The following is an 18,568-nucleotide window of genomic DNA, read 5'->3' as shown; positions in this document are numbered from 1 at the left end:
TCCCGCGACGCAGCGCCGCGCCCCATCCGTCAGTTCCGCCGCTTTGCCGGCCGGTTCCGGGCTGAGCGCGGTGTCGCTGCGGTTTCCCGGACCTGCGACTCGAACCGGGTCTGGGCGTGGTCCAGAACCTCGTCCGGATCTCTGCCGTGTGCCCGAAGCCAGTGCAGGAAGTCTGTGATCACGCCGATCACCGATTCTTCGGCCGTGGTCGTGCTCAGCCTGTTGTCGAGGGTCGAACCGGGCGGCGACTTCGTCGTGGCGTAGACGTCGAGCAGCGTCTCGGCGCGCGAAACGCCAGGGCCATCCGCATGACCGATCGGTGACATGACCCCCGTGGCCAACTCACACCAGGTGACCTTCCGACCACTGCGGAATTGAACGCCCCAGCGGTCGGCCACGGCATCGACGAGGGTCATGCCGCGCCCGCTCTCCGAGTCGGAATCCGCGGCCATGAGCGTGGGTAGGGCACGCGTGTCAGGGTCGTGGACCTCGATGCGCAGGTGCGTGCCACTCATCGAGACCGCGAGTGTGGCCGGAGTGCCATGACCGACGTGTGTAATGGCTAGCGGATCTGGCGGATCGAGATCCTTTACGTCCTGGCCTCCTACGGCGCTTCCACCGCTGAGATGCGGTACTTGCTCACGTCCGCGTTCCGGATCGCGGCCGTCTGCTCCGGCTCGGGGCCCGCGTCGCGGAAGTTCGTGAGCTCGGTGTCCGACTGCCAGCGCTCGTACACGTTGATGCGGTCCGGCTCGATCGGGTCCGCGGTCAGTGCGAAGTCGAGGCAGCCCGCGGTGGCCCTCGCCTGCTCGACCACGTGGGCGCATCCGGCCAGATAGGCGTCGCGGGTGTCGGGATCGACGTACAGCTTGCCGGCCACGATGATCACGGTTGTCCTCCTCAAGGGCCCCAGTGGGCATGGTCGAACTGCTCTCCCCACCTGAGACCCGTACGGGGGCCGAGACTCATCGGGCCGGCCGGCAACAGGTCACGCACCTGGCAGCAGGCGGGTTTCCGACGTGGGTGGCAGGGGCTTGGTCCACCAGTGGTCGTAGCGGCGGTAGGGGGCCGGGTCGCGGGTGGCCAGGAAGGTCACGAGGGCCGCCGCCTCCGCCGCCAGGGCGGTCCAGGTCTCCTCGGGCAGGGGATGGAAGGCCGTGGCCTCGATCGCGTCGGCGACAGGGCGCCATACGCCCGCCACGTAGCCGTCCACCAGGATCGTCGGGAGTACGTCGCCGTTCATGCGGGTCACGTACTTGCGGTACTCGGGAGGGAGGAAGCGGCCGCGGTCGGCGTAGGCGAGGAGGGTGCTGTCCCACATGGCCATCAGGCGGGGTGGGGCGGGGGCGTCCTCCGGTGGGCGGGGGGCGCCCGGGAGGTCGTACAGGAGCTGCTTGCCGTCGGGGGCCCGGAGTGTTTCGAGTTCTTCGGACAGGGACAGGGGCTTCAGTGCCGCCTTGATCCGGCCCTGCTGGATCAGCGCGAACTGGGCCATGTCCGCCACCGTCGCCGGGCCGAAGCCCTGGAGGTAGCGGCGGAGCAGAGTGCTCAGGCCGTTGTCGGCCGCGTCCGGGTCGGTGAGGGCCGGTCGGGGGGAGGCCGCCACGTACGACTGGCGGGTGTCGAAGGACCAGGGGCCGCCGGTGGGGGCGTGCCACAGGGGCGCGTAGTGGCGGAGCATGCGGTGTGCGGCGGCGTCCGGGGTGGTGGTGCTGAGGTGTTCCTCCAGCCAGGTCCTGAGTTCGGCGGCCGTGCGCGGGTGGCCGTCGGCGTACTTCAGCAGGGGCGGGAGGAAGGCGTCGGCGTCGGACGCGGTCAGGCCGGAGGCCCGGAAGCGGGGGTCGCCGAGGCGGGAGCCTCGGAGCGTGGGCTCCATCGCCTCGCGGAAGGGGGTGTAGTCGTCGGCGTGCACGGTGTGGACGGTGATCCGCATCAGGGTCGCTCTGACCAGGCGGTGGTCGGTCAGCGCCGCGTCCAGGGTCGTCGGGTCGAAGGGGGCTACGCGGTTCCACAGGGCGATGTACGGGGAGGCCGGCTGCTGCGCCTGCAGGGCCACGACGCGTCGTATCGCCTCGGTCACGTCCAACGGCTCGCGGGCGAGGAGGAGTTGGCGGGCGAGAGTGGCGCGGTTGAGAGCGCGGGCGGTGAGCTTCTGGGTCCCCATGACGCGATTCTCTCGGCTCGGTGGGCCGACCGTCGCGGAGGCCTCGGTCGGGGACGGACACAGGCCCCGCCCCACGCGCGGTGGGGCAAGGCCTGTTCGGTGCGGGGCGTGGCTTGCTACGTCGTCGTCGCCGCCTCGCCCTTCGTCAGCAGCCACTCCTCGTGCAGGGCGCCCAGCGGGATCTTCGTCTGGAAGATCGGGGTGCCGAAGATGGAGAGCTGGAGGTTGAGCGTGCCGGTGAGGTCGATGCCGCCGTACAGGGCCCAGGAGCCCTTCGCCGAACCCGTGCCGTCCGCCGAGCCCTCGGCCGACGCGTCGGCCTCCGCCCGCAGGTACGGGGCGACGTCGGCGGTGACGCCGACCGTGCCGTAGAGGCCGACCGTCGCCTCCGCGCCCATCGCGGCCTTGACGTCGCCGACAGCCGTGACGGCCGTCTTCAGGGGCTCGCCCGTCATGTCGGACTCGCTCACGCCGGTCCAGCCCTTGGCCCAGGTGAAGTTGCCGCCGACGCGGAAGTCGCCCTTGAGGTCCTGCTCTACGTCGACCGTGACGCGGCCGTCGGCGTCCACCTGGAAGTAGCAGACGAGGTCCAGGTTGACGACGATCGGGACCGGGCCGACCTGGATCACGGGGTCGGCGTGCAGCTCGGCGAAGGGGATTCGGACCGGCTTGCCGTCGGTCGAGCCGGCCGCGCGGCCCTTCAGCGACCACTGCGAGGCCCAGTCGCCGGTCAGGCCCAGGAACGCGCCGCCGGGCGAGGAGCCCGTCCCGGCCCCGGAACCGTCGTACGAGAAGGCGACCTCGGGGGCGAGTTGCACGAAGCCCTCGACCGACGCGGCGGCCGAGGCGGGGGCGCCCGGGGCGGTCTCCACGGCGGCGCCCACGTCGATCCGCAGGCTGCCGAGCGGGAGCTTCGCGCCCTCGGGGCCGAAGGTGAGGTCACCGGTCTTCGCCCAGGAGACCTTCACGCCCTGGACGAGCGGGTCGACCTCCGTGGTGGACGGGTCGACGGGGACCGTACCGTCGGCCTCGCTCTCGCCCAGGACCGAGTTGAGCTTGGCGGGCTCCGTCTGGACCGTCGTACCGCCGTCCTCCGCGGTGCCGACGACCTCCGTCACCTTGGCCAGCACGCCGTCGGGGGCGCCGGGGGCGGGGGCGCTGGCTATGACGTCGCCGACGGCCACGGCGGCCTTCTTGTCACCACGCGCGTTCCCACCCCCGTCCTCGTCCTTGTCCCCGTTCCCGTTCCCGTTCCCGTTCCCGTCCGAGTCCGGGGTCGGGGTCGGGTCTGAGTCCGGGTCCGGGTCCGGGGAGGCCGTCTTCGACTCGGTCGCCGACGGCTCGGCGCCCGGAACGGACGACGGTGCGGTGATGACCGCCCGGCCGCTCTCCTTGTCGTACGACGCGACCTTGAGCGTGGACTTCCTGGCCTTCCCCTGGTCGGCCGCGTCCGCGTCGGCCACGGCGGTGGGGGTGGCTCCGCCGGTCGGGGCGGACACGACGGCGAGTTGTTCCTCGACCGCCCCGGGGGTCTCGGCCGTCGTGGCCGCAGCCTTGTCGGCGGTGGAGGAGGAGTCGGTGGAGGAGTTGGTGGAGCAGCCGGTGGCCAGCAGGGTCGCGACGGTGATCGCCGACAGGGCCGAAACCAGGGCGTTTCTTCTGAGCTTGTGCACGCGTGAGTCCTCGGGAGCGGTGAATGGGGGTGCGCTTCAGGAGGGTTGAGAGATGACACCTGGCGGATGTCATCCGGCGGAGGAGGGCAGGCCATGGCGACACAGCTGTCCCCATGACAGCGCGCGCACAGCAGTTACCCCCCAGTAGCCATGCATGAGCATGCCAGGCCTACGGGGGTACGGCGGACCACTTCCCTCACGCCCCGCCAGTGACGCGGGTCACATCTACTAGTGGTTCAACTACCGTTGGTCACAAGGGAGTTGATGAAGTCGACCATCGCCGCGTGCAGATCCTGCGGCTGGTCGAGGTGTACGTCGTGGGCCGCGTCCTCGATGACGGCGAGATCGGTTCTGGCGCCCGGCAGCTCGGCATCCTGGCAGCGTCGGCCGCCGGCATGGTGCCGCGCGCGCCGCGTACGACCAGGGCGGGGCAGGTGGTGACGGCCCACTCGGCCTCGTACGACGTCTCGGCCAACTCCTCGATCGCGGCGAGCATCGTGGCGCGGTCCGCCCGGGGGTGCCAGCCGTCGGGGCGGCGTTCGAGGTTGTGGGACCAGCTCGGGTGACCGAAGAAGTCGGCTGCCCGGGAGGGAAAGGGGAAGGGGGTGGGCCAGCTGTCAATCCAGGCCGCGATCTGGGTGGGGAGCGTGGGGTCGGGGGTGCCCGGGCCCGCCTCGATCAGGATCAGGGAGTGGAACAGTTCCGGGTGGGCGGCCCCGGCGAGGAAGGCCGTGTGGCCGCCCAGGGACTGGCCGACGAGGGTCAGCGGCACCTGCCTCTGATCGGCGCCCGACCCAAGGCTCTGGATCACCGTCACCGCGTCCCGTACACAGGCCGCCCGGCTCATGTCCGGCGGGCGGCGGGTGCTCGCGCCGTGACCCCGGGCGTCGTACGTCACCACGCGGTGGCCGTCCGCCAAGAGCAGCGGCAGCAGGTGGTCCCACTCCCCCATGTGGCCGGCGAGGCCGTGCAGGAGGAGGAGCGTGTGAGCGGAGCCCTGCTCCCCGGCATGGTCGCGGTAGGCGAGGCGGACGCCGTCCGGAGTCGTGAGAACGCCGGTGGTCGTGGAGGAGGAGGCCATCCGCCGATGGTGTCAGCCGGTCGCCCATCGCTCCCCAGTGCGCGGCGATCTGGCCGGCCGGCAGGTCGGACTCCTCCAGCAACATCCCTCGCCCGCTCGACGTGTTGAACCGGCCGTTGAAGTTGCCCACGAGCCCGCCTCCCTGGCCGCCAAATGCCCCAGGGTGACGGGCTCGTGGGCGCCCCGAACAGTTCGCTCTCCGGTCGGCTCCTGATCAGTTCCTGATCAGCTTCTGATCAGCTCCTGGTCCGGGGCTGACCAGGAGCTGATAGCCCGGGTCAGCGGTCGATCTGCCTCCGCGTGGCACCGCCGCTGATCTGGATCTTGCGCGGCTTGGCCTTCTCCGCGATCGGGATGCGCAGGGTCAGGACACCGGACTCGTACGAGGCGTCGACGCGCTCGGCGTCGAGGGTGTCGCCGAGGAACAGCTGGCGGCTGAACACGCCCGTGGGGCGCTCGGCGGCGACCAGTTCGGCACTCTCGGGGGCCGGGGAGCGGCGCTCGGCGCGGACGTTCAGGACGTTGCGCTCGACGTCCAGGTCGATGGTCTCCGGGTCCACGCCCGGGAGGTCGAAGTGGACGATGAAGTCGTCCCCGGACCGGTAGGCGTCCATCGGCATGGCGGCGGGGCGGCTGTCGGAACCGAACACCTGCTGCGCGAGTCGGTCGAATTCGCGGAAGGGGTCGGTACGCATGAGCATCACGGGTCACTCCTCTCGTGTGGCACTGGGTGCGATGCCCTGTGAATTCCTACGGCTTCTTATATAGCTCGGAGGAGGAAACTTGACAACCCCAGACTCAGGTTCGGTCGTTCGCCCTGCTCGGGGGTTAGCCTCGATCATCGATCGGCACGGTCAGGAGGCGACGATGGTGAAGGTTCCTACCGCGGCAGTGGCCGCGAGCGGGCTCATCGGTGGGTACGGGGTGGCTCGCTGGACGAAGAAGCGGCCGTTGGGCGGGGCGGTGCTGGCCGCCGCCGGGGCCGTGGCGGCTCAGCGGTGGCAGAAGGACGCCGGGGGCAGGGCCGCGGGGGCGCTGACCGCGGGGTATGTGGCAGCGTTCGCGGGATCGCATCCCTTGGCGAAGAAGGTGGGGGCCTGGCCTGCGGTGTTCGGGGTGGCGGGGGTCGTCGCGGTGGCGTCCTGGGTGGTGGCCGACCGGAAGGGATAGGAGGTTCCGTCGTCCGGTCGGGGAGTGCGGGTCGTCGTGCGGGCGTCGGTGGTTGCTCGCGCAGTTCCCCGTGCAGGTCCCCGCACAGGTCCCCGCGCCCCTAGGGCTGCGGCACCTGGTCCCCCCTGAAAGCGCGCCGGTAGGCGTACGGGCTGGTCCCCACCACCCTCTTGAAGCGGTCCCGGAAGGCCGTGGGGGAGCCGAAGCCCGCCTGGGTGGCGATGCGTTCGACCGTGTGGTCCGTGGACTCCAGGAGGTACTGGGCTCGGCGGACCCTGGCGCGGTGGAGCCACTGCAGCGGGGTCGTGCCCGTCTGCTCGCGGAAGCGGCGGTTCAAAGTGCGGGTGCTGGTGCCGGCCTGGAGGGCGATGTCGTCCAGGGTCAGGTCGTTCTCCACGTTCTCCTCCAGCCAGCGCAGGAGGGGTTCCATGGTGGCGCCGGCGGGGGCCGGGGGCTGGTCCTGGACGATGAACTGGGACTGGCCGCCCTCGCGTTCGAGGGGCATGACACACATCCGGGCGGTGAACGCGGCGACCGCCGAGCCGTGGTCCTTGCGGATCATGTGCAGGCACATGTCCATGGCCGCGGCGGCGCCCGCCGAGGTCAGGAACTGGCCGTTGTCGACGTAGAGGACGTTCGGGTCGACGGTCACCTTCGGGTGGAGGGCCGCCAGGTCGGGGGCCGCGATCCAGTGGGTCGTGGCGCGCAGGCCGTCCAGCAGGCCCGTCGCCGCGAAGATGAACGCGCCGACACAGATCGAGGCGATCCGGGTGCCGCTCGCCGCCGCCGCGTGGAGTGCCTCCGTCACCCCGGGCGGCAGCGGGACCGTCGGGTCGGCCGTCCCCGGCAGGATGATCGTGTCCGCCTCGGCCAGCGCCTCCAGCCCGTACGGCGCCCGCACGCTGAACGGCCCCGCCTTCACCTCCCCGTCCCCCGCCGGCGAGCAGACCCGCACCCGGTACGCCTCCCGCCCGTCCGGCAGCCGCGCCCAGCCGAAGGTGTCGATGGGGGCGGACATGTCGAAGGGGATCACGTCGTCGAGCGCCAGTACGGCCACGGTGTGCATGGCGGGAGCGTAGGGCTGCGCCGGGTTCCCGCCAAGCGGCGGAGGGGGACGGCGGACGCTCCCGGCCCGACCCGGCTGCCGCTCGGCCCGGCCTTCCGCCGGTCCAGGCCGGGCTGGAGCTCGGCGAAGGCCCCGCGAGGGCTGAGCAGAAGGCCTGGTGATCGGGCCGGTGAGAAAGCCTGGCCAGCGGGCTGGTGAGAAGGCCGACGAGAATGCTGGCGAGAATCCGTTGGAGTGTGGCAATCCCGCCACTTCTTCGCGATCGCTCCGCGCCCTACCGTCCCACCGTGAGCAAGTTTCTCCTCTCCCTCCACGTCCTCGCCGCGATCATCGCCGTCGGGCCCATCACCGTCGCGGCCAGCATGTTCCCGCCGAGCGCGCGCAAGGCGCTGGCCGAACCCGAGAGCGAGCAGGCGGTGTCGGCCGTACGGCTGCTGCACCGGATCTGCCGGGTCTACGGCGGCGTCGGCATCGCCGTGCCCGTGCTCGGGTTCGCCACGGCGATGAGCATGGGCGTGCTCAAGGACGCCTGGCTGATCGTGTCGATGCTGCTGACCGCCCTCGCGGCGATGGTCCTGCTGGCCCTCGTACTGCCCCGGCAGGAGGAGATCCTGGAGGGGCTCGGCGCCGGCGGCACGGGCGGAACCGACCTGAGGACCACGGCCGTCAGCCCCAGGGTCACGGCCCGACTCGCCATGTTCACCGGTGTGTTCAACCTGCTGTGGGCGACGGTCACGGTCCTGATGATCGTCCGGCCCGGTTCGACCACGGGGGCCTGACTTCCCAGCGGCGCCCGCGCGGGTGCATGATCCGGCCATGTACGCACAGCAGTCGCCTTCCCAGGCCTACCTCGCCTCCGTGGCCGCACGTCTCGCCGCCGACGAATGCCGTACGTGGTGGGAGGAGTGGGCCGGGGTGCCGGTGCTCGTCGGGCGCCGGGCGGACTTCAGGTGGAGCTGGATGGCGACGAAGCTGCACCTGTTCACGGTGGCGGCGGCGGTCCAGGAGATAACCATCCCGACCATCGAGACCTTCACCGACCAGGTGCTGACGTACGCGAAGAAGACGAAGGGGGGTCTGCCGGTCGGGATCCAGACGGGCATCGCCGCGTTCCCCGTGCTGGTGAGCGACCGGGTGGACCCGGCGGCCGTACGGTGGGCCGAGGCCCAGCAGCGCAACAAGTGGGCCTGCATGGCCCGGCCCGTCGTGGTCGACAGCACCCAGCAGTACGTCGGCTCGTACCGCGGCACCCCGGCCATCGGCCTCGCCTACTCCTCGTACTTCGAGGACAAGGCCCGGCGGTACTTCTACGGCTGAGCGGTGGCCGGGTGCCGAGCCGACCGGGCACGGCGGGAAGCGCTCAGCACGTCGAGTGGAACAGGCCGCCGACGGGCTCGCCCTCGGTGGCCAGCCGGTTGTAGAGGTCGACGGCCTCCCTCGTCTCCTCGACGTGCACGGGGACGCCCGCCTCCTCGAGCAGCCGCAGCGTCTCCGGCATGGTCTTCAGCCGCCGGTCCATGCCCTGGCTGAGGACGACGACCGCGCAGCCGCGGTCGAGGAGTTCGCGTACGTCCGCCGGCTGGATACCCGGATCGTGCCGGGTGCCGTGCTGGTCCCAGTCCCAGGCGTGCCCTCCCCCGGGGTACAGCACGAAATCCTTGCCGGCCGTGAGCCCTTCGACCTCCATACGCCCCCATGAGACGTGTCTGATCAGCGGCGATGTCTCCATCGGGTCCCCCGTCGTCGTCGCGCGAAGGCGATCAGTCTGCCAGGCCCCACCAGCCCCCGTTCAACCGCTCTTGATCAGCCACTCCTCGTCAGCCGTCTCCGTCCTGAAGCCCCGCGCCACCGACGCCGTCACCAGCACCCACGCGCCGAGTACCAGGGTGAAGAAGGCCCAGGACAGGGGCCAGACGGAGGCGTCCAGGGGCTCGGGGTGTGTGTGGAAGGAGACGTACATCAGGGCGGAGGGCGGGACGGCGACGAGGAGCAGGGGCCAGGCGAGGGCGTCCCGGTGTCCGAAGTACGCGGCGAGGAGCAGCAGGACGAGGGCCAGGATCACTACGCCGGTGACGGTCACGGGGGTCGTCTCCGTGAGGGAGCCCTCCAGCTCGGGGCGGTTGCGCAGGTCCCACGGGAGACAGAGGCGGTACGCGGCCGCGGCGAGGGCGGCGCCGAGCAGGCGGGTCAGCCAGCGTTCCGGCCAGGGGCGCGTGCGCAGGGGGCGGAGCAGCTTCTCGGTCATGCGTACGAGGGTTCCGGGGGCGGCGGCGGGCCACCATGAGTACGCGTACTCAACGGGCGGTACGCGTACTCACGCGGGGGCGCCGCGTGGTGTGGCGGTCGAAACGACCGCTCTCCGCGGCGCCCCCGGCCACCCGGCGCCCATCAGTGCCCCCGGTGCCCGTCGGTGCCGACACCCTCGATCGTCCGCGGCGCCGTCGTGGCTGGTCGCGCGGTTCCCCGCGCCCCTTCAGGGCGTCGCCCTCGCCGACAGCGGCTCCGCGATGTCCTCCAGGGAGCGGCGCTCCGCGCGTACCGCGAGGAAGGCCGCGACGAGGCCCGCCGCGCACATCAGGCCCGCGCCGATCTGGAAGGCGAGGACGGTGTCGGCGACGACGCCGGACTTCGTCAGCTCGGCGAAGATCAGCGGGCCGCTGATACCGCCGGCGGCGGTGCCGATGGCGTAGAAGAAGGCGATGGCCATGGCCCGGGTCTCCATGGGGAAGACCTCCGAGACGGTCAGGTAGGCGCTGCTCGCTCCGGCCGACGCGAAGAACAGCACCACGCACCAGCAGGCCGTCAGCGTCACCTCGTCCAGCGAACCCCGGTCGAACAGCCAGGCCGTGCCGAAAAGCAGCACACCCGACAGCAGATAGGTCGACGAGATCATGATCTTGCGGCCGACCGTGTCGAACAGCTTGCCCAGCAGGAGCGGGCCGAGGAGGTTGCCGGCGGCGATGACGGCGAAGTAGTAGCCGGTGTCGGAGGTCGGGACGTCGTAGAACGTGGTCAGGATCGCGCCGAAGCCGAAGGTGATCGCGTTGTAGAGGAAGGCCTGGCCGATGAAGAGGGAGAAGCCGAGGACGGCGCGGCGGCGGTACTGGGAGAAGACCGTACGGGCGATCATGCCGAAGCCGACGCTCTTGCGCTGGTGGATGGTCATCTCGCGGCCGGCCGCCGGCAGGGGGCGGCCCTGCTCGGCCTCGACCTGCTCCTCCACCTCCCCCACCAGCCGTTCCGCCTCCTGTTCCTTCCCGTGGATCAGCAGCCAGCGGGGGCTCTCGGGGACGTTGCGGCGGACCAGCAGGATCACCAGGCCCAGCACCACACCGAGGGCGAAGGTCAGCCGCCAGCCGACGTTCGCCGGGAAGAGGTCCGTGTTCAGCGCGACGATCGACAGCAGCGAACCGCCGATCGCGCCGAGCCAGAAACTGCCGTTGATGACGATGTCGACGCGGCCCCGGTACTTGGAGGGGATCAGCTCGTCGATCGCGGAGTTGATGGCCGCGTACTCGCCGCCGATGCCGAAGCCGGTGAGGAAGCGGAAGAGGAAGAACCACCAGGAGGAGAAGGAGACGGCCGTCAGCGCGGTCGCCGCCAGATAGACCGCCAGCGTCACCATGAACAGCTTCTTGCGGCCGAACCGGTCGGTCATCCGGCCGAAGAAGAGGGCGCCCGTACAGGCGCCCGCGACGTACAGAGCGGCCGCTATGCCCGTGACCTGCGCGGAGGTGATCGGCAGACCGCTGCCTTCCTCGGAGAGCCGTCCCGCGATGTTGCCGACGACGGTCACCTCCAGACCGTCGAGGATCCACACGGTGCCGAGGCCGATCACGATCGTCCAGTGCCAGCGCGACCAGGGCAGACGGTCCAGGCGCGCCGGAACGGCGGTGGTGATCACGTTGGATGATCCCGGAGATCCAGGGGCTTCCGGGGATCGCGGGGATCCAAGGGCTCCCGGAGATCCAGGGGATTCCGGAGATCCAGGGGATTCCGAGGACTTCGAGGTGCTGGCGGACATGGGCTGCGGCTCCCTCCACTTCGAGCGAACCGGACCCGAGTGCCCTCCCGAGCAGGGATCACGCCCCGCGGTCAGAAGGGCACCCGTGGCGCCTACGCTCCCAGCGCCCGGGAGACCGTGTAGATCAGCAGCCCCGCCAGCGAACCGACGACCGTGCCGTTGATCCGGATGAACTGCAGGTCACGGCCGATGTTCGCCTCGATCTTCTTCGTGGTGTGCTCGGGGTCCCAGCTCGCGACGGTCTCGGTGATGAGGGAGGTGATCTCCGCGCGGTAGGTGGTGACGACATGCACGGCCGCGCCCTCCAGCCACTTGTCCACCTTGGCCTGCGCGCTCGGCTCGGTCGCCAGCCGCGTGCCCAGCGACAGCAGGGAGGCCCGCACCCGCAGCCGCAGCTCACTGCGCTCGTCCTCGGCGGCGGACACGATCATCGACCGTACGGCCGTCCAGGCGGAGGCGATGAGGTCCTGGACCTCGCCCCGGCCGAGCACCTCGCCCTTCAGCCGCTCCACCCTCGCCCGGGTGTCCGTGTCGGACTGGAGGTCGACGGCGAAGTCGGTGAGGAAGCGGTCGAGGGCGCCGCGGGCCGGATGGGTGGGCGAGTCGCGCATCTCGGTGACGAAACGGAGCAGCTCCTTGTAGACCCGCTCGCCGATCCGCCGGTCGACGAACCGGGGGGTCCAGCCGGGGGCGCCGCCCTCGACCGCGTCCATGACCTGCTCGTCGTGGAGGATCAGCCAGTTCTGGGCGCGGGCACAGATCAGGTCGACGGCCCGCCGGTGACCGCCGTCGGCGACGACCCTCTCCAGCATCTTGCCGATGCCGGGCGCTATCTCCTGGGCGTTCGCCCGCCGGGTGATCGCCTCCCCGACCACGGCCTGGACGTCCGAGTCGCGCAGGACGGTCAGCGCGCCCCGCAGCGCGGTCGCCAGCTCGGCCGTCACCCGGTCGGCGTTCTGCGGCTCGGCGAGCCACGCGCCGAGCCGGCTGCCGATGCCGACGGCCCGCAGCCGCTGCCGTACGACGTCCTGGGAGAGGAAGTTCTCGCCGACGAACTCACCGAGCGAGACGCCTAGTTGATCCTTCTTGGTGGGGATGATCGCGGTGTGCGGGATGGGCAGCCCCAGCGGATGCCGGAACAGCGCGGTCACGGCGAACCAGTCCGCCAGCGCACCCACCATGCCCGCCTCGGCCGCCGCCGCGACATAGCCGGCCCAGGCGCCCGCACCCTCGTGCGAGGCCCACTTGGCCAGCACGTACACCACCGCCACGAAGAGCAGCAGCCCGGCGGCGATGAGCTTCATCTGCCGGACGCCCCGCTGTTTCTCCTCGTCGGCGGCGCTGAAGGTGGTCATGGTGCGGTGCGAGACGCGCGGCTCGGCGGCCCCTGCCGCGTCCGCCGCGTCCGCCGCCTCTTCCGCTTTCGTACGGTCCATTCACTCCACCCGTTCCTGTCCCCCGTACACATTGTCCGTTCTTCGGCTCTCGAACACTTGGTGACGTACTCCATAGATCTACTCAGACCTACTCCTGGAACGGAACAGGAGTTCCCCGCGTCTGTCCGGGCGGGGGAACCGATGGGGGTTCTCACAAGCCGCCCCCATCCCATGGCGCATCATGGGGTGATCACATCGGAGCCTCGGGCTCCCTTGCCCGAGGAGTAACACACCGCATGACCAGGCATCACGGTTATGCACTTCTGGCTGCCATGGCCGCCCTGATCGTGGCGATCTCCGCCGCCATATACGTCGGCGTCGGCATCGACGACAGTGCCCAGCAGCAGGAGACCTTCGCCCGCGCGCCCCGCAACAGCGCCGCCCCCGCCTCCACGGGCGTCTGGGTCGGCGCCTGGGCGACCTCGCCGAGCGGGGCGGAGCCGGGCACCGAGACGAACGGCTTCGCCGGCCGCTCGGTCCGCAACGTCGTCCACACCGCCGCCGCCGGTACGAGTGCCCGCGTCACGCTGTCCAACCTCTACGGCCATCAGCCGCTGACCATCACCCACGCCTCGCTCGCGGTCGCCGCCGCCACGAACACCCCGGCCGCCGCGGCCGACACCATGCGCCGCCTCACCTTCGCCGGCAACCCGACGGTCGTCGTCGCGGCAGGCCAGCAGGTGGTGAGTGACGCCGTACGGGTGGCGATCCCGCACGACAGCGACGTCCTCATCACCACGTACTCCCCCACCGCCTCCGGCCCCGCGACCTACCACGCGCACGCCCGGCAGATCTCGTACACCGCCGAGGGCGACCAGGCGGCGGACGTCACCGGGGAGCCGTACACCACCCAGTCACTGCACTGGCGGTACGTCACCGCGCTGGATGTGCTGAGCAACGAGTCGGAGGGCACGGTCGTGGCCCTCGGCGACTCGCTCACCGACGGGGTCACCTCCACCGTCGGCGAGAACCGGCGCTGGACGGACGTCCTCTCCGACCGTCTCCGCGCCGCCGCCGGCACCTCCGAGGCGCCCCGCTACAGCGTCGTCAACGAGGGCATCAGCGGAAACCGGGTCCTCACCGACGGCAACGGCCGCCCCGCCGAGAACCCCAGCGGCCTCGCCCGCTTCCAGCGCGACGTCCTCGGCCGTACGGGCGTCAAGGCCGTCGTCATCGACCTCGGCGTCAACGACATCCTCAGGAACCCCGGCCGGGCCGACCCCGACGCCATCACCGCGGGCCTCCGCCAGCTCGTCGACCGCGCCCACGCCCGGGGCCTGCGCGTCGTCGGCGCCACCCTCATGCCCTTCCACGGCCACCGGGGCTACTCCGACCAGCGGGAATCCGTCCGCCAGGCCGTCAACGCCCAGATCCGCTCCGGCGACGTCTTCGACGCCTACGTCGACTTCGACAAAGCCCTGCGCGACCCCTACGCCCCCCGCCGCCTCCGCCCCGACTACGACTCGGGCGACCACCTCCACCCGAGCGACAAGGGCTACGAACGCATGGCCGAGGTCTTCGACCTGGAGAAACTGAAGGGCGCGGCACCGGCGGAGCTGTAGCCCTTCGGGGGCGCGGGGAGCTGCGCACTTTTTGGGCGCGGGGAACAGCGCATCTTTTAGGGGCGCGGGGAACTGCGCATCCTTCAGGGGCGCGGGGAACGGCGCATCTTTTAAGGGGCGCGGGGAACTGCGCGAGCAACCACGACGCACCCGCACCCGGCATCGCACCCCGGCCTAGTGCTCCCGCTTCCGCCGCCGCTCCCGCTCCCGCTCCGACCGCATCGCATCCCGCACCTGTTCCATCGCGTCGCGATGCGCGTCATGCATCTCGTGCATGTGATCGCGATGGGACGCGTGCAGCTCCCGCCGCGCCTCCCGCCGTTCCAGCCGCTCCTGCCGCCGGACCTCCTTCAACCGCTGGCGTTCCGCCTTCGGCACCTTGCGTTCGACGCCGACGCCGCCCCAGAAGGCGAAGCCGGTGATGATCACGCGTGGTGCCACGGGGTCACCCGGCACGCCCTCCTCGCTGTGGTCGAAGCCGCCCATGACGCCGATGCCCCGGACGACGACCTCGACCCCGGGCGGCACGATCACATTGATCCCGCCCATGATCGCCACGCAGTTGATGGTGACCTCGCGCTCCGCGAAGTTCGCGCCCCGCAGGTCCAGTTCCCCGCCGCCCCAGAACGCGAAGCAGTCGAACCGCTTGGGCACGGTCCAGTGCCCCTTGCGCTCGAACCCGGACATGACCGCCACGCCCCACGTGGACGTACCGTCACCGCCGACGATCCGCTCGGGCCAACTCGCGCCCAGCGCAGGCCCCTTGACCAGCGAGACGGGCGAGGGCGGCACGACGGTCGGCGGCGCCACGGTCCCGGCACCCGGCAGATCACGGGTGATCGGCGCCAACTCCCTGTACGTCCGCGCCTTGTACGTCGCGTCCAGCCGCTCCTCGAACTCCTCCATGTCGAGCCGCCCCTCTCCGCGAGGGCGTCCCGCAACTGCTCGGAGACTCGTTCACGATCGGCGTCGGAAGCCCGAAGATCCGCGGCGGCCGGAAGATCCGGCAGGTCGTCCGTCATACGAATCAGCCTACGAGGAACCCCCCGCGCCGTGCTACGACACGGCCTGCCCCGGCTCCCCCATCCCCTCCCCCGCTCTCTCCCCCACACGCTCCGCCTGCTGCGCGTACATCTGGGCGATCACTGCCTCGATGTCCGGCTCCCGCACGGAGAGGTCCACCAGCGGATACTCGGACGCGATCCGCGCCACCAGCGGGGCCGCCGACTCCCCCGCCGGGAACGCCAGCCACTGCCGGGGCCCCTCGACCCGTACGACCCGGGCGGGCGCGGCCTCGATCGGCGGCAGCTCGCGCTCCAGGTCGACCACGAGGGTGCGCTCGCTCTCGCCGACCTCGTGCAGCCCGGTCAGCGGCCCGTCGTACATCAGGCGCCCGTGGTCGATGACCATCACCCGGCGGCACAGCTGCTCGATGTCCTGGAGGTCGTGCGTGGTGAGAAGCACGGTCGTGCCCTGCTCGGTGTTGAGGTCCTTGAGGAACTCACGGACCTTCGCCTTGCTGATGACGTCGAGTCCGATCGTCGGCTCGTCCAGGTACAGCACCTCGGGGTCGTGCAGCAGCGCCGCCGCGATGTCCCCGCGCATGCGCTGGCCGAGCGAGAGCTGCCGTACGGGCACGTCCAACAGGTCGCCCAGTTCGAGTAGTTCGACACAGCGGTCGAGGTTCTCGCGGTAACGGGCGTCGGGGATGCGGTACATACGGTGCATCAGCCGGTAGGAGTCGATGAGGGGGAGGTCCCACCAGAGCGTCGTGCGCTGCCCGAACACCACCCCGATGCGGCGGGCGAGGCGCGTCCGTTCACGGGACGGGTCGATGCCGGCGACCCGCAGCCGGCCCCCGCTCGGGGTCAGGATGCCCGTCAGCATCTTGATCGTGGTCGACTTCCCGGCGCCGTTCGGGCCGATGTACCCGACCATCTCTCCTCTCGCCACGGTGAAGGAGATCGAGTCGACCGCCCGCACCTCGCGCCGTTCCCGGCGCAGGAACCCGGTCTTCTTGCGGACGTCGAAAACCTTCTCGAGCCGGTCGAGTTCGATGAACGCACTGGATGCACCGGACGAATTGGGTGCACCGGACGAGCTGGACGCACTGTCTGCCACGTTTAACTCCCTGTACTCCGATACGAACGCAGCCCCGCCCGCCAAGCGACCCCCGCCAGCGCACAGCAGGCCACGCCGACCAGCGGGGGTGCGAAGGCCAGCCAGACCGGCAGGTCGAGCGGGTAGGGGCGGCCCAGGACGTACAACCCGGGCACCCAGTTGACGAAGGCGAGCGGCAGGACGAAGGTCACACCGCGCAACAGGTCCTTGGCGAAGAGGGCGGGCGGGTACTGCAGGAGGGTCGCGCCGCCGTACGTGAAGGCGTTCTGCACCTCGGAGGCGTCCTGCGCGACGAACTGGAAGGCCGCGCCCCCGACGAACACCGCCGCGAAGATCAGCCCGCCGCTGCCGACCATCAGCGGGATCATCAGCACCTTGGCCGGTGTCCAGGTGATGTCGAGCGTGGCGAGGGCGTATCCGAGGACGAACAGGCCCTGGGTGACGCGGCCGAGGCGGCGCAGCGCGAACTTGTCGGCGGCGACCTGGGCGAGGACAGGCACCGGACGCACGAGGAGGGTGTCGAGCGTGCCGTCGCGCACGCGCCGCCCGAGCCGGTCCATCGAGCCGATCATCAGGTCGGCGAGGCCGAAGGCGACGGCTGAGGTGCCGTACAGGAGGGCGATCTCGGGCAGGGAGAAGCCGCCGAGTTCGTCGACCTGGGAGAACATCAGCAGGATCGCGACGAAGTCGAAGGAGGTCGCCGCGAAGTTCCCGAAGGTCGTCATGGCGAAGGAGGCGCGGTAGGCCATCGTGGAGCGGATCCACATGGCGGCGATCATGCGGTAGGCGCGCAGACCGTCCCGCACGCGGTCGACCACGCCGTACTCGCCGAACGGGTTCTCGTCCTCGTACTCGCCGAACGGGGTCTCGTCCTTGGCTCTCGTGGTCGCGCGCTCGTCGAGGTCAGCCACCCTGGACCACCACCTTCCGTGTCGCCGCCGACTGGATCAGCCGCCCGACCGCGAGCAGCACCACCGCCCAGGCGAGCTGGAAGGCGTACGTCCCCCAGGGGTCGGCCTCGCCCAACAGGACGTCCGCGGGGGCCTGGAGCAGCGCGGACCAGGGCAGGACGCGGGCGAGGTCGCCGAGTGCGCCGGGGAAGACGTTGAGGGGGAGGAGCATCCCGGAGAAGAAGACACCGGTGAGCCAGGTGATCTGCATCGCTCCCGCGCCGTCGAGGAGCCAGAAGGCCCACAGGGCGACGATGTAACGGATCGCGAAGCTGACGAGGGCGCCGAGGGCGACCGCGACGAGACAGGCGAGCCAGTGCAGTGGGCCGGAGGGCAGGGCCAGGTCGAAGAAGAGGGCGCCGCACACCATGGGGACGACACCGCGTCCGAGCAGCTGGAACAGAGCGCGGCCCATGTCCGCGGCGAGCCACCACAGCTGGAGGTCGACGGGGCGGTACAGGTCGACGGCGATGTCCCCGGTGCGGATCCGCTCGATCAACTCCTCCTCGAACCCCACGCTGCCCAGCACCATCACGGCGAACATGGCCTGGCCGACCCAGACATAGGTGAGGGCCTGCGCCTGGTCGTAGCCGCCGAGGTGGGGCTTCTCGTGCCAGAGGGCCATGTAGGTGTATGCGAGGATGAAGCCGAAGACGGTGTTGGTGAACACCCCAGCCGCGGTGGCCACCCGATATGTCGCGTACCGCCTGAAACCACCGGCGGCGACGGCGGCGTACAACCGCCCTGTGCCCACGAGGAAACCCCCATCCGCTGCGAAGAGTTAGGCGAAAGGCCGAGGCCGAGACCGATTCGGGCCGAAGCGAAGAAGCCTAGTCCGCGGCCGAATCGGCCTGCCAGGCGTTTTCGGGGCGGATGGTGGTGCTTGTGGGGTGTGCGGGGCGCGTGCCGGGATCCGGGAACGGATCGAACGGTACGAGAGTCTTTACTCAGGGGTGCAGAACCGGCCCGGAGCGGGCGCAAAGCGTACGAGGCCGTACAGAAATGAACGTACGACGCGAAAACAGGAGCACGGCAGCACGATGAGCGACGAGCCGCAGCCGAAGCGGAACGGCCCGGGCTGGGCACCGAGAGACCCGGAGCCCCGAGCTCCGGGCACAACTCCGGGGTCCGGCGACAACGCCGCCGAGGAAACAACCGACGGCAGGGCCGACACGCCGCCCGAGGGGGGCGCCGGTTCGGGGTCCAGCGGGGGCGCCGGGGCGGGGTCCAGCGGGGGCGCCGGTTCGGCCTCCGGCAAGGGCGCCGGGGCGGGGTCCAGCGGGGGCGCCGGTTCGGGGTCCGGCAGGGGCGCCGGCTCGGG

The 18,568-nt window shown here is 70.8% G+C and carries 17 protein-coding genes and 2 pseudogenes; 4 read left to right on the top strand and 15 right to left on the bottom strand.

Annotation, left to right across the window (positions count from 1 at the left end):
* Window positions 1–29 precede the first annotated feature (29 nt).
* The 6 genes and pseudogenes from ACWD26_RS15170 to ACWD26_RS15145 all read right to left on the bottom strand — a co-directional run.
* Window positions 30–560 (bottom strand): annotated as a pseudogene (locus ACWD26_RS15170) (ATP-binding protein); the annotation flags it as partial.
* A gap of 44 nt (window positions 561–604) precedes the next feature.
* Entirely contained in the window at window positions 605–889 is a 285-nt protein-coding gene (locus ACWD26_RS15165) for a putative quinol monooxygenase (RefSeq protein WP_451270004.1), read from the bottom strand.
* A 99-nt stretch (window positions 890–988) separates the two neighbouring features.
* Window positions 989–2,164, bottom strand: a complete 1,176-nt coding sequence (locus ACWD26_RS15160; RefSeq protein ID WP_451270002.1) for a winged helix DNA-binding domain-containing protein — start codon at window positions 2,162–2,164, stop codon at window positions 989–991.
* A 116-nt stretch (window positions 2,165–2,280) separates the two neighbouring features.
* Window positions 2,281–3,837, bottom strand: coding sequence for a hypothetical protein (locus ACWD26_RS15155; RefSeq protein ID WP_451270000.1), 1,557 nt, complete (start codon window positions 3,835–3,837; stop codon window positions 2,281–2,283).
* A gap of 250 nt (window positions 3,838–4,087) precedes the next feature.
* Window positions 4,088–4,918: an alpha/beta fold hydrolase gene (locus tag ACWD26_RS15150; RefSeq protein WP_451269998.1), complete on the bottom strand. Its 831-nt coding sequence runs from the start codon at window positions 4,916–4,918 to the stop codon at window positions 4,088–4,090.
* A 278-nt stretch (window positions 4,919–5,196) separates the two neighbouring features.
* Complete coding sequence (locus ACWD26_RS15145; protein WP_451270109.1) at window positions 5,197–5,619, bottom strand: Hsp20/alpha crystallin family protein; 423 nt, start codon at window positions 5,617–5,619, stop codon at window positions 5,197–5,199.
* Window positions 5,620–5,785: 166 nt separating this feature from the next.
* Between ACWD26_RS15145 and ACWD26_RS15140 the strand changes: the two genes are divergently transcribed.
* Window positions 5,786–6,088, top strand: a complete 303-nt coding sequence (locus tag ACWD26_RS15140) for a hypothetical protein (protein ID WP_451269996.1) — start codon at window positions 5,786–5,788, stop codon at window positions 6,086–6,088.
* Window positions 6,089–6,188: 100 nt separating this feature from the next.
* Here the strand turns inward: ACWD26_RS15140 and ACWD26_RS15135 are convergent, their stop codons facing one another.
* On the bottom strand, window positions 6,189–7,154 hold the full coding sequence (locus tag ACWD26_RS15135) for a GlxA family transcriptional regulator (protein ID WP_451269994.1): 966 nt from the start codon (window positions 7,152–7,154) through the stop codon (window positions 6,189–6,191).
* 287 nt (window positions 7,155–7,441) lie between these two features.
* Here ACWD26_RS15135 and ACWD26_RS15130 point away from each other — a divergent pair, with 287 nt between their 5' ends.
* Window positions 7,442–7,933: a DUF2269 family protein gene (locus tag ACWD26_RS15130; protein ID WP_451269992.1), complete on the top strand. Its 492-nt coding sequence runs from the start codon at window positions 7,442–7,444 to the stop codon at window positions 7,931–7,933.
* A 37-nt stretch (window positions 7,934–7,970) separates the two neighbouring features.
* Window positions 7,971–8,471 (top strand): levansucrase, encoded by a 501-nt coding sequence (locus ACWD26_RS15125; protein WP_451269990.1) that lies wholly within the window; start codon window positions 7,971–7,973, stop codon window positions 8,469–8,471.
* Window positions 8,472–8,514: 43 nt separating this feature from the next.
* Here the strand turns inward: ACWD26_RS15125 and ACWD26_RS15120 are convergent, their stop codons facing one another.
* The 4 genes from ACWD26_RS15120 to ACWD26_RS15105 form a co-directional block, all read right to left on the bottom strand.
* Entirely contained in the window at window positions 8,515–8,883 is a 369-nt protein-coding gene (locus ACWD26_RS15120) for an Mth938-like domain-containing protein (protein WP_451269988.1), read from the bottom strand.
* 60 nt (window positions 8,884–8,943) lie between these two features.
* Window positions 8,944–9,399 carry a hypothetical protein gene (locus tag ACWD26_RS15115; protein ID WP_451269986.1) on the bottom strand — a complete coding sequence of 152 codons (456 nt, stop codon included), beginning with the start codon at window positions 9,397–9,399 and terminating at the stop codon, window positions 8,944–8,946.
* 228 nt (window positions 9,400–9,627) lie between these two features.
* On the bottom strand, window positions 9,628–11,058 hold the full coding sequence (locus ACWD26_RS15110; RefSeq protein WP_451269985.1) for an MFS transporter: 1,431 nt from the start codon (window positions 11,056–11,058) through the stop codon (window positions 9,628–9,630).
* A 212-nt stretch (window positions 11,059–11,270) separates the two neighbouring features.
* Complete coding sequence (locus tag ACWD26_RS15105; RefSeq protein WP_451269983.1) at window positions 11,271–12,614, bottom strand: DUF445 domain-containing protein; 1,344 nt, start codon at window positions 12,612–12,614, stop codon at window positions 11,271–11,273.
* 236 nt (window positions 12,615–12,850) lie between these two features.
* Here ACWD26_RS15105 and ACWD26_RS15100 point away from each other — a divergent pair, with 236 nt between their 5' ends.
* Window positions 12,851–14,176 carry an SGNH/GDSL hydrolase family protein gene (locus tag ACWD26_RS15100; protein ID WP_451269981.1) on the top strand — a complete coding sequence of 442 codons (1,326 nt, stop codon included), beginning with the start codon at window positions 12,851–12,853 and terminating at the stop codon, window positions 14,174–14,176.
* Between the two features lie 174 nt (window positions 14,177–14,350).
* Here the strand turns inward: ACWD26_RS15100 and ACWD26_RS15095 are convergent.
* From ACWD26_RS15095 to ACWD26_RS15080, 4 genes and pseudogenes are all read right to left on the bottom strand, one after another.
* Window positions 14,351–15,198, bottom strand: a pseudogene (locus ACWD26_RS15095) (DUF1707 SHOCT-like domain-containing protein).
* A 34-nt stretch (window positions 15,199–15,232) separates the two neighbouring features.
* Window positions 15,233–16,297, bottom strand: a complete 1,065-nt coding sequence (locus ACWD26_RS15090; RefSeq protein WP_451269979.1) for an ABC transporter ATP-binding protein — start codon at window positions 16,295–16,297, stop codon at window positions 15,233–15,235.
* Between the two features lie 2 nt (window positions 16,298–16,299).
* The gene (locus ACWD26_RS15085) at window positions 16,300–17,208 is read right to left on the bottom strand and encodes an ABC transporter permease (protein WP_451269977.1); all 909 of its coding nucleotides are present in this window, start codon (window positions 17,206–17,208) and stop codon (window positions 16,300–16,302) included.
* The gene (locus ACWD26_RS15080) at window positions 17,201–18,001 is read right to left on the bottom strand and encodes an ABC transporter permease (protein WP_451269975.1); all 801 of its coding nucleotides are present in this window, start codon (window positions 17,999–18,001) and stop codon (window positions 17,201–17,203) included. Before ACWD26_RS15080 ends, ACWD26_RS15085 begins: the two co-directional genes overlap by 8 nt.
* Between the last annotated feature and the right edge of the window lie 567 nt (window positions 18,002–18,568).

The organism is Streptomyces sp. NPDC002787 (genome assembly GCF_053592095.1).
The sequence above is the reverse complement of the archived record's forward strand: the minus strand, read 5'-3'. Positions and strand labels throughout refer to the sequence as shown.

Coding starts and splice junctions, on each gene's coding strand:
- ACWD26_RS15160 (WP_451270002.1), bottom strand. CDS start 2,164: ATGGGGACCCAGAAGCTCACCGCCCGCGCTCTCAACCGCGCCACTCTC.
- ACWD26_RS15150 (WP_451269998.1), bottom strand. CDS start 4,918: ATGGCCTCCTCCTCCACGACCACCGGCGTTCTCACGACTCCGGACGGC.
- ACWD26_RS15145 (WP_451270109.1), bottom strand. CDS start 5,619: ATGCTCATGCGTACCGACCCCTTCCGCGAATTCGACCGACTCGCGCAG.
- ACWD26_RS15140 (WP_451269996.1), top strand. CDS start 5,786: ATGGTGAAGGTTCCTACCGCGGCAGTGGCCGCGAGCGGGCTCATCGGT.
- ACWD26_RS15135 (WP_451269994.1), bottom strand. CDS start 7,154: ATGCACACCGTGGCCGTACTGGCGCTCGACGACGTGATCCCCTTCGAC.
- ACWD26_RS15125 (WP_451269990.1), top strand. CDS start 7,971: ATGTACGCACAGCAGTCGCCTTCCCAGGCCTACCTCGCCTCCGTGGCC.
- ACWD26_RS15120 (WP_451269988.1), bottom strand. CDS start 8,883: ATGGAGACATCGCCGCTGATCAGACACGTCTCATGGGGGCGTATGGAG.
- ACWD26_RS15115 (WP_451269986.1), bottom strand. CDS start 9,399: ATGACCGAGAAGCTGCTCCGCCCCCTGCGCACGCGCCCCTGGCCGGAA.
- ACWD26_RS15105 (WP_451269983.1), bottom strand. CDS start 12,614: ATGGACCGTACGAAAGCGGAAGAGGCGGCGGACGCGGCGGACGCGGCA.
- ACWD26_RS15100 (WP_451269981.1), top strand. CDS start 12,851: ATGACCAGGCATCACGGTTATGCACTTCTGGCTGCCATGGCCGCCCTG.